This window comes from Bacillus sp. FSL K6-0923, assembly GCF_038630825.1.
GTDB classification, from domain to species: Bacteria; Bacillota; Bacilli; order Bacillales; family Bacillaceae; genus Bacillus; species Bacillus pumilus.
The window spans coordinates 1,157,876-1,170,816 of record NZ_CP152044.1 but is presented as its reverse complement, the minus strand read 5'-3'; the positions used below and the strand labels follow the sequence as shown (position 1 = coordinate 1,170,816).

Sequence of the window (12,941 nt, the reverse complement as noted above, 5' to 3'; positions counted from 1 at the left end):
CCCGTGACTTGCCTCTCCAATCCTTTATGCAAAAAGTCCCTGCTCCTACGAGTCAGGGATGCTTTTCATTTATTTGGTTTGTTGATACATGAGCTCTTTGATTAATGCTTTTTGTACATGCAGACGGTTTTCTGCCTGCTGAAATACTTTTGAGTGCGTTCCATCAATAATGTCTGCTGTCACTTCTTCTCCGCGGTGTGCTGGGAGACAATGAAGGAAAATATAATCTTTTGCTGCATGACGCATTAGTTCATCATTGACTTGATATTCTTTGAATTCAGCAAGGCGTTTCTCTGTTTCTGCTTCCTGCCCCATGCTTGTAAACACATCAGAATAAATGACATCTGCATTTTGGACAGCAGCGACAGGATCTGTCGTAACGATGACTTCTGCGCCTGATTGTTTTGCAAACTCACGTGCTGTGTCTGTTACTTCTTGAAGTGGTTCATAGCCTTTCGGAGATGCAACTGCAATATCACAGCCTAGCTGCGCACAGCCAACCATCAAGGAGTGCGCCACATTATTTCCGTCACCGATGTAGGCGACTTTGATTCCTTTTAATGTTCCTTTTGCTTCTTTTATTGTCAATAAATCAGCAAGTGCCTGGCATGGATGGGAGTAGTCAGTCAGCCCATTGATGACAGGAATGGACGCATATTGTGCCAGCTCCTCGACTTTCTCATGTTCAAAGGTTCGAATCATAATGCCGTCTACATAGCCAGACAGCACCTGCGCTGTATCACTGATCGTTTCTCCTCTGCCGATTTGCAAATCATTTGAGCTGAGGAAGAGCGCATGTCCCCCAAGCTGCGTCATTCCCGCTTCAAATGATACACGGGTTCTAGTTGACGATTTTTCAAAAATCATCGCTAATGTTTTCCCTTTGAATAAATCTTGGTATGGGTTTTGTTTCATTTCTTCCGCTTTTTCAATTAAATAAGCAATGTCATTGATTGAGAAATCTTTTAATGATAAAAAGTCTTTTCCGTATAATGTCGGTTGCAGGTCAACTTGACTCATGCCGTCACTTCCTTTTTGTATAATTCTTGGAGCGATACTGGTGATACATCTCCATTTTCCCCTTGCAGGAATGCTTGAACGGTTTCATATTCGGTTAGAACTTGGACGCCATGTGTGAGTGCTTTTACGCGTTGCTCTTTTGCCTCTTCATCTTCGCCTAAATGGATATGAAGGGATTTATCTTCGTTTTGCAGCCAAGTGTCAAAGCTGTCCGTCCAGACATCAAAACCTGCATGTTTTGCTTCATCTACCAATTGTTCACTGCCTTTTATAAATAAGCTGCCTTTCTGATGCCAGATTGACGCAAACACTTTTTTCAAGGCGCTTTCCGCGTTCTTACCTACACACATTCCTTCTCCTGTCGCTTTCATTTCAGGTGTCAGCTTTAAGTCAATATCTTGAATGGCATGTGATGAGAAAACTGGGAATTTGACCGCTGTTCCCCCTTTGTTTTTCGTTACTGGGTTCAGTTCTTGAAGCGTTGCACCCGCTAATAATTGAGTCGCAAGCGGAATCATGTCAATGCCCATTACCTTGCTGACAACTGGAACGGTCCGGCTTGCCCTCGGGTTCACTTCTAGTACAAGCGCCTGATCCCCTTTGATCACAAATTGGATATTCATAATGCCCTTAAACGCTAATTTATTCGCTATTTGTTCGGACGCAGTATGCACCTGCTGTTTGATGTCTTCACTGATGGAGACACTTGGTAGGATGGCAAAGCTGTCACCTGAATGGACGCCCGCTTTCTCAATATGCTCGACGATCGTTGGGATGAAGGTCGTTTTTCCGTCAGAAATCAGATCCACTTCAACTTCTTTTCCAGTGACATACTCATCAATTAAAATTGGATATGGCAAATGATCTGGCTGATCAAGTAGTGATGTCAAATGCGCTTCTGACTGGACAACCATCATTCCCATTCCGCCAATGACATACGATGGGCGAATTAACACAGGGTAACCGATGCTTTTAGCATGCGTGAGTGCTTCTTCTTTAGAATGAGCTGTATCTCCTTTTGCATGAGGAAGGTTCAGTTCATCAAGAAGCTGATAGAACAGATCACGATCTTCCAGCGCATCTAGCGTGTCAAAGGATGTACCTAACAACGTAATGCCCGCTTTTTCTAAGCCTTCTGCTACATTGATGGCAGTCTGTCCGCCAAATTGAACGATCACAAAATCAATTTGCTCTGCTTCCACAACGTTTAAGATGTGCTCTAATGTAATGGGCTCAAAATATAAACGATCTGCAATTTCATAATCCGTACTGACCGTCTCGGGATTGTTGTTCATCATGATGGTTTCAAAGCCAAGCTTTTGCAAGGTAAGAACGCCATGCACCGCACTATAATCAAACTCGACTCCTTGCCCAATTCGAATTGGACCAGAGCCAATGATGAGTGCACGCTGTTTTGTTTTCTCTTGATGCTCTCCATCACTTTTACCAAAGTATGTGGAATAGAAATAGTTCGTTTTTGCATCAAATTCCGCTGCACATGTGTCGACAATTTTAAATGAAGCCGTAATGCCATACTCTTGACGAAGCTGTCTAATAGCTTCTTCACTATTGCCTGTTAGATAAGCAATCGTTTCATCAAGGAACCCCTTTTCCTTTACCTTTTTCAAGGTGTCTTTAGAGAGCGTTCCATCATGGTTCTTCAATTCCTGTTCGAGCGTGATCATATTGTTGAACACATGTAAGAAGAATAGATCGATTTTCGTCGCTTGATGGATCGCTTCAACCGTTTCCTTTCTTGAAAGAAGCTCCATAACAGCGAAGAAACGTCGATCGTCTGGTGTTTTGACAAGCTCAAATAGTTGTTCAGTCGATTGACCTTTCAATTCTGGCAGGTGGAAGCCCTTTGTTTTAATTTCAAGGGAGGCAACGGCTTTCTGGATGGCTGACTCTAAATTACGGTCAATCGCCATGACTTCGCCCGTCGCTTTCATTTTTGTACCTAATTGACGATCTGCCTGTTTAAATTTATCAAACGGCCAGCGCGGGAATTTCACGACGACATAATCGAGTGCCGGCTCAAAACTAGCATAAGTTGTGCCTGTGAGCGGGTTTTTGAGTTCGTCTAGTGTATAGCCTACCGCAAGCTTTGCTGCCATTTTAGCAATCGGATAGCCCGTTGCTTTTGAGGCAAGAGCGGATGAACGGCTAACCCGCGGATTCACCTCTATGACAAAGTATTCTTTACTAAGCGGATCAAGGGCGAATTGAATATTACATCCACCGACTACATCGAGTGCTGAAATGATTTTCAGGCTCGCTGAACGAAGCATTTGATAATCCTGATCCGTTAATGTTTGCGAAGGTGCAACGACAATTGAGTCTCCTGTATGCACACCAACTGGATCGATATTTTCCATATTACAAACCGTGATACACGTATTTTGACGGTCTCTCATGACCTCATATTCCACTTCTTTAAAGCCCGCGATGCTTTTTTCAACTAAACACTGATGAATCGGGCTCGCTAAAAGGGCTCCTTCAATAAGTGGTTTAAACGCTTCTTCTGTTAAAGCGATTCCGCCGCCCTTACCGCCAAGTGTGTATGCTGGTCTTAGAATGACTGGGAAGCCTACTTCTTTTGCAAATTGAAGGGCATCCTTTGCATTATCCACAATTTCACTATCTGGTACAGGTTCGTTCAACTGCTTCATGAGAGCACGGAATTTCTCTCGATCTTCACCGTTTTCAATTGTTTCAACTGACGTTCCGAGCAGGGTTACTCTGTGCTTTTTCAGCACACCGGCTTTTTCTAGCTCGACAGCAAGGTTTAAAGCGGTCTGTCCGCCAAGGTTGGCTAAAAGACCATCTGGTTTTTCCTTTTCGATGATTCTTGTCACTGAATCAACTGAAAGCGGTTCAAAATAGATTTCATCAGCAAATGATTCGTCTGTCATAATGGTTGCTGGGTTGTTATTCACTAAAATCACTTTGTAGCCCTCTTCTTTTAGGGCCATACATCCTTGTGTTCCTGAGTAATCAAATTCTGCTGCCTGACCAATGATGATTGGACCAGACCCGATGACTAGAATGGTTTGTATGCTTTGATCTTTAGGCATGTGCGACTTCTCTCCTTGCTTGTTTCACTTTCTCAATAAAATCATCGAATACCCATTCACTTTCAGCAGGCCCTGGGTGTGCTTCTGGATGAAATTGAACTGACATAATGAGCTTCTCTTTATGAATGAATCCTTCAACAGATCCATCATTAACATGAAGGAATTTCACGTCCACTTCTTTGTCATTCATGCTTTTTTCATTCACCACATAGCTGTGATTCTGACTTGTCATGAACACACGTTTGGATTCTGTATCTTGTACAGGATGATTCGCCCCGCGGTGGCCAAATGGAAGTTTATACGTATCCCCGCCAAGTGCAAGAGCGATTAATTGATGACCTAAGCAGATCCCAAGTGTCGGGAAGGTCATCATGATCTCATGAATGGTTTTTAAATATGGCTTCAATGTTTTGGGATCTCCAGGTCCATTTGATAGCAGGACCGCATCTGGCTTCATTTCAAACACCTTTTCCAGCTGTTTGTACGGAATGACGGTTACTTTACAGCCGCGCGCTTCAAGCGAATCTGCTATTGATTTTTTAAAGCCAAAATCAATAAGCGCTACATGTTCCTCGCCGCTGCCTTGAGTGTAGATATCATCGTCTGTCACCTGTGCAACCACATTGTCTTGTTTCATGGCCGGCGGTGTTTCATTTTCGTCTACACTGATCACAGCGTTCATCGTCCCATTTGCCCGAATGTTTTGCACGACTGCACGTGTATCTGTATGTGTCAGAAGCGGGATGTTCCACTTCTGTAAATAATCTTTTAAGCTAACCGCAGCAAGATGGTGAGAGAAATGATCGGCTGCTTCATACACAACGACCGCTTTCACTTGTGGTTTTTTGCTCTCAAAGTCTTCATGATTAATGCCGTAATTTCCGATGAGTGGATATGTGAAAACAATGATTTGTCCCTTATAGGAAGGATCTGTGAGTACCTCTTGGTAACCTGTCATCCCTGTAAAGAAAACCACTTCACCTGTCTTGCCAGCTTCTCCTGTCAGATCTCCTTCAAAAGAGGCTCCATCTTCTAAATTTAAATAACCTTTCATGCTTGTGTCACCCCAAATTGAATAATTAGTAATATAAATGCATTTTTATGCGTTTTGGTGTAAAAAAATTTATACCGTCACTGTTTCATTTGCTAAAACATGAGTAATCGCTTTTATTGCTTGATCTATTTCTGCTGTTTCTACATTCAGCGGAGGCAATAACCGAATCACATTCGGACCAGCTGGAAGTACTAGCAATCCTTGTTCTCTCAAAGCTGTGATATAATCCCCCACTGGCTGATGACATTCAATCCCTGTCATCAATCCTTTTCCGCGTACTTCTTTTACGATATTCAGTTGTTTCAGATCTTGCAGCTTTTCTAACAGATAAGCGCCTTTTTCTTTCACTTCTGTCAGAAACTCATCTTTGAAAATGACATCGAGTGTTGCATTCACTGCTGCCATGGCAAGCATGTTGCCACCGAAGGTTGTTCCGTGTGAACCTGGTGAGAATGCGTCTCCTAAAGCCTTTTTCCCGATGATTGCACCGACTGGGAAGCCATTCCCTAATCCTTTTGCAGAAGAGATAATATCAGGATCAAGTCCCGTTTGTTCGTATGCAAATGCTGTTCCTGTACGTCCTATACCCGTTTGAATCTCATCTACGATCAGAAGTGCTTCATGCTTTTGGCAAAACGCTTGAACAGCTTCTAGAAATTCTGTTGTCGCTGGATTTACGCCACCTTCTCCTTGCACAACCTCGAGCATCACCGCTGCCACATTATCGACTTCACATGCGGCAATCGCTTCTGGATCATTAAACGGTACATAATGAAAGCCTTCCAGCATGGGGCCAAAACCCGTTTTGATTTTATCTTGACCTGTAGCAGCCATACCAGCATACGTACGCCCATGAAAAGAGTGCAAAAATGTCACGATGTTTGTTTTCCCTGTTGCTTTACGCGCTAATTTGATCGCACCTTCATTTGCCTCAGCTCCGCTATTACAGAAAAACACGAGATCCCCTGAACTGTTTGCAGCCAGTTTTTCTGCTGCTTTTTCTTGCAGTCCATTTTCAAATAGATTCGATACATGCCAGACGTGATCAAGCTGTTTCTTGATGGCTTGATTGACCTTTGGGTGATTGTGACCGAGATTTGTGACTGCTATGCCTTGTATAAAGTCTAAATATTTTTTCCCATTTGTATCGACTGCCCAAGAACCTGCTGCCTCTTTAATTTCAATATTCCACCGTCCATATGTTTGAAAGAGATGACTCACAGGACCGCCTCCTTTTCCTTCACAATTCTTGTTCCTTTAAAGGTTTCCCCTGTAAAGATACTGCCTTTGCCATTGACGATCATGACTTCATCCACATCTCCTGATAGAGCATTCAAAGCGGATTGTACTTTTGGAATCATTCCCCCGGAAATAATGCCTTCATCAATGAGCGTGAGAGCTTCTTGTTCGGTGACAACATCTAATAATTCACCATTTTTTAAAATGCCTTCGACATCTGTCACAAACATGAGCTTATCAGCTTTCATCGCTCCTGCGACAGCGGATGCTGCTAAATCAGCGTTTACGTTTAACGTTTGGCATTCTTCTGTCATAGACAGTGGTGCAATCACAGGAATAAATTGTTTCTCCATTAATGCTTCTGCCATTTCTGGATGGACTTCTTTGATTTCACCAACGTACCCGTACACGTCTTGATCAAGAAAATCAGCGACAAGCATCCGTCCATCTTTGCCAGACACGCCAACAGATGAGATATCATGCTTTGCGAGCTCTGATACAAAGTATTTATTGACCGTTCCTGAAAGGACCATTTCGGCTACCTCTAATACTGGCTTCGTTGTTTTGCGCTGCCCGTCAACAAATTCTGTTTTCACTTCTAATTTTTGAAGCATGTTCGTGATTTCAGGGCCTCCGCCATGGACGATAGCCAGCTTAAACCCAGCAGCTTGAAGTGAGCGGACATTTTCGTAAAAGGTATCTGAAAGTTCTCGAATGACACTGCCGCCACACTTGAATACGATCGTTTTATCCATGTCTATCTCCTTCATTATGTGCGATAGCTCGCGTTAATTTTCACATAATCATAAGTAAGGTCACAGCCCCATGCCGCTGCTTCACCATTTCCCTCATTCATTTGAATTAAAATCGTGATCTCATCCTGCTCTAGATACGCTTTTGCTTCCTCTTCAGAGAATGGCTGCGGTTCATTATGTTTAAACAGACATTGCCCGCCTAAATACACTTCTACCTCTTGTGGTGTGACTGACGCTGCGCTATGGCCAATCGCTCCGATGATACGCCCCCAGTTGGCGTCGGTGCCATATACGGCTGTTTTCACTAGACTTGAACCGACGATTTTCTTCGCTATGATGCCGGCTTCTAAATGATTTTTAGCGCCAGTGACTTGTGCTTCAATTAATTTCGTTGCACCTTCTCCGTCTCTAGCAATCTCTTTGGCAAGATCCTCACAAGCCAGCTTTAATCCTTCTTTGAACAATGGCCATTCTGGATGCTCTTCATTTAGAATTTCATTTTCTGCCATGCCATTTGCCATTACGAGTACCATATCGTTTGTCGATGTTTCTCCGTCGACGGTAATTTGATTAAAGGTTACATCTGTAATATCACGAAGTGCGTTTTGCAGAGCTTCTTGTTCGACATTTGCATCTGTTGTCACGAAGCCAAGCATTGTTGCCATGTTCGGATGAATCATGCCAGAGCCTTTCGCTGCACCTGAAATGAGAATCTCTTTGCCGTTTATCGTCAGGGTGTATGTTGTGTTTTTAATGACTGTATCTGTCGTTAAGATGGCCTCTTCAAAATGACCATTTCCTGCTTTTGCTTCTTTCAGCTGAGTGATGCCTTTTTTGATTTTATCCATATCCAGATACTCTCCAATGACACCAGTAGAAGAAACAGCAATGTAATCAGGTTCTATCCCTAACATATCTGCGCAGGCTGCCTGCATTTCGTATGCGTCTTTCAAACCTTGCTCACCGGTACATGCATTGGCGATGGCACTATTGACAATGACACCTTTTAATTGCCCTGTCTTTTTTAAGCTTTTCTGAGTGACTTGTAGAGGCGCAGCTTGAAAGTGGCTTTGTGTGTATACCGCTGCACTCGCTGCCGGCACTTCACTGACGATCAGTCCAAGGTCTTTTTTTGAATACCGTAATCCAATATGAATCCCCTTTGCTTCAAAGCCTTTTGGTGATGATACGTCACCGTCTATTTTAACAATGCTTTTTTCATTCAATTCGATCATGTTTGTTGTCTCCCTTGTTCTTATGGATAGAGAGGTGTCATTGTGAGGCCCGCCTCTTCATCTAAGCCTTTGATGATGTTGAAGTTTTGAACCGCTTGACCGGCTGCGCCCTTCATGAGATTGTCGATCACAGACACAATTGTGAGTCTGCCTGTACGTTCATCTAAATGAAAGCCAATGTCACAGAAATTACTGCCGTATACTTCCCTTGTTTGCGGATATACTTCGTGATCTCTCACTCTGACAAAATAGGAATCTTCATAAAAGCCTTTCATATGCTTCATCAATTCCTCTTTTGTGATATCTGATTTCAGCTGAGTATACATCGTCGCCATAATCCCCCTTGTCATCGGAACAAGGTGCGTTGAAAATGTAATGTTCGCCGTTTGCGGATTCCATTCTCTTAATATTTGCTCTATTTCAGGTGTATGTTGATGTTCATTTACCTTATAAATTTTGAAGTTGTCGTTTAGCTCTGAAAAATGCGTTCCAAGTGAGGCAGATCGTCCTGCACCGGACACTCCTGTTTTTGCATCTATGATGATCATAGATTCATCGATTAGATTCTGTTTCATCAGCGGTGCTAAACCGAGAAGAACTGCGGTAGGGAAGCACCCTGGGTTTGCAATGACTTCAGCCTGCTCAATCGTTTCACGATTCAATTCCGATAACCCATACACAGCTTGTTGAACAGATGCTTGATCAGCTGCCCTTCGTTTATACCAAGCTTCATAGGTTGCACCGTCTTGAATACGCAAATCACCTGATAAATCAATGATAGGCACTCCTTGGTTCATGAGCTTCGGTGTGAGTTCACTTGATACGCCTGCTGGTGTCGCTAAAAACACAGCATCTGTTTCTCGCACAATGGCAGCAGGATCAATGGCTTTTAATGTTTGATCAGTAATCGTTGTTAGATGCGGATAAGATTGACTGTATAATTGTCCATCACCACTCGATGAATACAATATACATTCATCGACATGTGGATGCTGCTTGAAGATACGAACTAATTCCGCACCACCGTATCCCGTAGCACCTATAATACCTATTTTCAACGTCAATACACCCTCTTGATCTTTGTGAAATTATTTAACATTATAACATGTATAAAAATTAATTCAATTGTATATTTAATATTTCTTTTCATTTTTTTTCATAAAAAAATCCACATATCTTCATAAGACATACGGATTTATCTTTCATATTTCATCATGATGACTATGAGAGCACTGCATAAATATAATATGGAGCTTGCATAAAAAATGAAATAAACGGTGAAGAAATCTGCAAACAGGCCGCCAAGCATAATGGCTATCGATGAAAAAAGAGCTGTCCAAAAATGATAGCGGCCGACCTCTTTCATTCTTTTGTTCTCTGTTGTCAGTTCCGTGACAAGCAGTTTTTCCCCGTGCTTTTGAAAGCCGCCAAGCGCACCAAGTGCAAGCTGAATCATATACACCTGTTCCACTTCTGTTATATGCGGAAATAGCAGTAAAAGAAATGCCATACCGAACGAATGAATAATTAAAAAGAGCCGCCTGTCAGTAGTTTCGGGCAGTTTTCCTAAGAGTAAATGAATAAACGCTCCGCTTAAACCAAACAAGCCATAGGCAAGACCAAACTGTGAATAGCTTGAACCAACATTTTTAATAAAAAGAATGTAAAAAGGGAAAATCAAACTGCTGGCGAAAAACAGCAGGCTTTGTGAGTAGACGAACCATTTCATTGCTTTTGCATTCATTGTGTATTGTACCTTTCATAAAAGTAATTGATAAATCTGCCATCTGGATCTGCTTGCTGTTTCTTTTGGAAGAATACATCGGTTTTAGGATAGGCCCGCTTCATTTGCGCTTTCGTTTGATAAGGCATGTACGGTAAGTAATAGCTTCCATGGTGCCGAAGCGTGATATCTGTCATTTGCCGGATGATCCGCTCTGCTTCTGCCTTCTTTTCTTTCTCAAAACCATAATTCACTAAAAGAACAAGGGCAAACATATCTTCTTTCGCATATGAGAGATCCGCTTTTTCATTTTTTTGTACGTATCGTATCGTAATGTTCATTAAATTCAATTCTTCCTGTTGTAAATAGCTTCTCATGTCATCAATGTACGCACGAAAGCGGTCCACTGGGACGAAATATTCCTGAAGCACATCTGTATCTGACTCATTTTCATATTCTAAAAAAGCAGAATCTGAGCGCATCACATTGTTTCTTGTGATCAACTGATCATTTTGACTTTGGAAATACTTCTTTTGTAAATGCCAGAGCAGATCTTTCCCCATATCAAATCTTCTTGAAAGGCCGAGCATAAATTTGAGTGGCATGACGAGTTGATCCTCTTTCAGCTCTTGATATGATTCGATCTCTTGTTGTGAAGTGAGGGAATAATTCGTTACATACATCTCTTTCAAAAAGTTTGTTTTCGCTGTTGAGATTCTGGCAAGATGCATGCGTACTTCTTTATTTTGTTTGACATGTTTTTGAAAATAATTGCTGTATTCGCGATAATCAAGAGAGGTTGTCTCCATTTTGTATAACTCATCTTTCGTTAACGAAAGCTCAACATCTAAAATGACGCCGAACAAACCATATCCGCCAATCACGGCAGTAAACAAATCATCGCCCGGCTTCACTGTAACGATGTCCCCATCTGCCTGAAGCAGCCTGAAGGAACGAACTGTGTCTATGAGTGAGCCGTAGCGAATGTCACGTCCATGTGCGTTTGCACTGAGAGAACCGCCAATCGTGAAGATATTCTGTGATTGCATGACCTTCACGGCAAGGCCATATGGGTTCACATATGTTTGTATATCATCCCATGTAACGCCGCTTTGGACCCTAACCGTTTTCTTTTTTTCATCAAATGCTAAAATCTGACGGAATTTGGTCATATCGAGCACGATGCCATTTTCATAATACGTGTGGCCACCCATGCTATGCTGTTTCCCTGCAATTGATATCGGCAGGCTTTTTGCTTTCGCTTCTTTTAATACTTCTTTTAAAGTATCTATTTCTTTTCCTTGAACGATTTTTTTTATTTTGACAGGCATGAGATGACTGACATCTGTAAAGGCTTCTAGATCTTGGCTTTTGTGTGCTTGCTCCTCACGAATGGTGATTGACGCAAAAAATGCAGCTGCGTATCCCATGAAAAGAACAATCCATAACCATTTTCGTTTCATTATAGGTACTCCGTTCTATGAAATTACACCCATTATATCGTACTATTCTCTTCCTCCACCTTATTTTTTCATAAAAAATGCCTGGCATGAGTTCAACTCATACCAGGCATTTTTATTTGTGCTTATTGAATACCGAGCGCAATTTTTGCGTATCTTGACATTTTGTCTCGTGTCCAAGGCGGATTCCATACGATGTGAACTTCTGTTTCTTTCACTTCTGGAAGATCACTTAATGCTTTTTTCACTTCATCCACGATAACTGGTGCAAGGGGACACCCCATTGATGTTAAGGTCATCGTGATATCCGCTTTTCCATTCTCATCAAGATCGACATCATAGACAAGTCCAAGGTTGACGATGTCGACATTCAGTTCAGGGTCAATCACCTGTTCTAGGGCGCCTAAAATATTTTCTTTCAATGCTTCATCCATGATATCCACTCCTTTTCCATTAGTATAACGTACTTTTTCTTTTGACTAAACGTTTGTGCTTTTCAGATGTGTCACAAACCACTCAATCGTTTCAAACATTGCTTGTCTTGAGACCTTATGGCCAGCCTGTCCATCTGTGATAAAACGAATCAGGTGCGGATCTTCTTTATATTGGGTTGCTGCCAACTCGTCATAAAGAGCTTTTGCATGTCTGTAAGGGACAACTGGATCGTTTTCTGCATGCCAGAATAACAGCGGTCTTTTGTTTAATCGATCTGTTTGCAGCGTTAAATCATAAGGACGCAGCGCGTCTAATTGCTGATGAACCTCTTCGTCTGTAATCTCTTTCATCAACCCTTTGTGCCGCATGTCCATAATTTGTGCTTGTAGGAATGTCGTATATTTCGGACTGCCCATCAAGCTAACTGCCGCTTTAATCCAATCATGTTTTGCAAGTGCACCAAAGGTCGTGATGCCGCCCATGGAAGTACCTGCAACACCGATCAGATCGGCTTCAATCAAATGTTTTTCTTGAAAGTATGTTTTGAGTATATCGATTTCACGTATTTCGTTCAGGACAATTTCCCAGAACCTTGACGCCAGTTCCTCTAAGCTGAGGTTTTCTGATCTTACACCATGATAAGCACAGTCAGGCAAAATGACTCTCATGCCTTTTTCCGCCAAATGAAAGGCGAAGTGTAAATTGTGCTCGCGTGCACTTGTAAATCCGTGTATAAAAAATACAAGCGGCAGCGGTTTGTCTTTATTTTCAGCTTTTACGATATGTAAAAATGGAATATCGCGCGTAATTTGCTCATCAATGGTGATCACAGCCTATGAATCCTCCTTTATCATTCCCGTCTTTGTTTATTTTAACATGTAGACAACAAAGATGTGATAAAGATACACTATAGGTAGAGGCGCCGCACGAACTGCCTCCTATC

11 protein-coding genes are annotated in these 12,941 nt (G+C 42.1%); all 11 read right to left on the bottom strand.

Going from position 1 to position 12,941, the window contains the following annotated elements; translation table 11 throughout:
* Positions 1 to 69 precede the first annotated feature (69 nt).
* The 11 genes from argF to MHI16_RS05740 all read right to left on the bottom strand — a co-directional run bounded on the left by argF (position 70) and on the right by MHI16_RS05740 (position 12,828).
* Positions 70 to 1,020 (bottom strand): ornithine carbamoyltransferase, encoded by a 951-nt coding sequence (gene argF / locus MHI16_RS05790; protein ID WP_058014316.1) that lies wholly within the window; start codon positions 1,018 to 1,020, stop codon positions 70 to 72.
* Entirely contained in the window at positions 1,017 to 4,097 is a 3,081-nt protein-coding gene (locus MHI16_RS05785; RefSeq protein ID WP_058014317.1) for a carbamoyl phosphate synthase large subunit, read from the bottom strand. The genes argF and MHI16_RS05785 overlap by 4 nt, the downstream gene beginning before the upstream one ends.
* Complete coding sequence (locus tag MHI16_RS05780) at positions 4,090 to 5,151, bottom strand: carbamoyl phosphate synthase small subunit (protein ID WP_058014318.1); 1,062 nt, start codon at positions 5,149 to 5,151, stop codon at positions 4,090 to 4,092. Before MHI16_RS05780 ends, MHI16_RS05785 begins: the two co-directional genes overlap by 8 nt.
* 69 nt (positions 5,152 to 5,220) lie before the next feature.
* Positions 5,221 to 6,372: an acetylornithine transaminase gene (locus MHI16_RS05775; protein WP_058014319.1), complete on the bottom strand. Its 1,152-nt coding sequence runs from the start codon at positions 6,370 to 6,372 to the stop codon at positions 5,221 to 5,223.
* On the bottom strand, positions 6,369 to 7,145 hold the full coding sequence (argB, locus tag MHI16_RS05770) for an acetylglutamate kinase (protein WP_058014320.1): 777 nt from the start codon (positions 7,143 to 7,145) through the stop codon (positions 6,369 to 6,371). Before argB ends, MHI16_RS05775 begins: the two co-directional genes overlap by 4 nt.
* Before the next feature lie 14 nt (positions 7,146 to 7,159).
* Entirely contained in the window at positions 7,160 to 8,380 is a 1,221-nt protein-coding gene (gene argJ, locus MHI16_RS05765; RefSeq protein WP_058014321.1) for a bifunctional ornithine acetyltransferase/N-acetylglutamate synthase, read from the bottom strand.
* 20 nt (positions 8,381 to 8,400) lie between these two features.
* On the bottom strand, positions 8,401 to 9,438 hold the full coding sequence (gene argC / locus MHI16_RS05760; RefSeq protein ID WP_058014496.1) for an N-acetyl-gamma-glutamyl-phosphate reductase: 1,038 nt from the start codon (positions 9,436 to 9,438) through the stop codon (positions 8,401 to 8,403).
* Positions 9,439 to 9,575: 137 nt separating this feature from the next.
* Complete coding sequence (locus MHI16_RS05755) at positions 9,576 to 10,124, bottom strand: MFS transporter (protein WP_012009539.1); 549 nt, start codon at positions 10,122 to 10,124, stop codon at positions 9,576 to 9,578.
* Positions 10,121 to 11,566 carry an FAD-binding oxidoreductase gene (locus MHI16_RS05750; RefSeq protein WP_058014322.1) on the bottom strand — a complete coding sequence of 482 codons (1,446 nt, stop codon included), beginning with the start codon at positions 11,564 to 11,566 and terminating at the stop codon, positions 10,121 to 10,123. Before MHI16_RS05750 ends, MHI16_RS05755 begins: the two co-directional genes overlap by 4 nt.
* 122 nt (positions 11,567 to 11,688) lie before the next feature.
* A complete protein-coding gene (locus MHI16_RS05745; protein ID WP_003211530.1) occupies positions 11,689 to 11,997 on the bottom strand; it encodes a metal-sulfur cluster assembly factor in 309 nt (102 codons plus the stop codon).
* A 45-nt stretch (positions 11,998 to 12,042) separates the two neighbouring features.
* Positions 12,043 to 12,828 carry an alpha/beta fold hydrolase gene (locus tag MHI16_RS05740; RefSeq protein ID WP_058014323.1) on the bottom strand — a complete coding sequence of 262 codons (786 nt, stop codon included), beginning with the start codon at positions 12,826 to 12,828 and terminating at the stop codon, positions 12,043 to 12,045.
* Positions 12,829 to 12,941 lie beyond the last annotated feature (113 nt).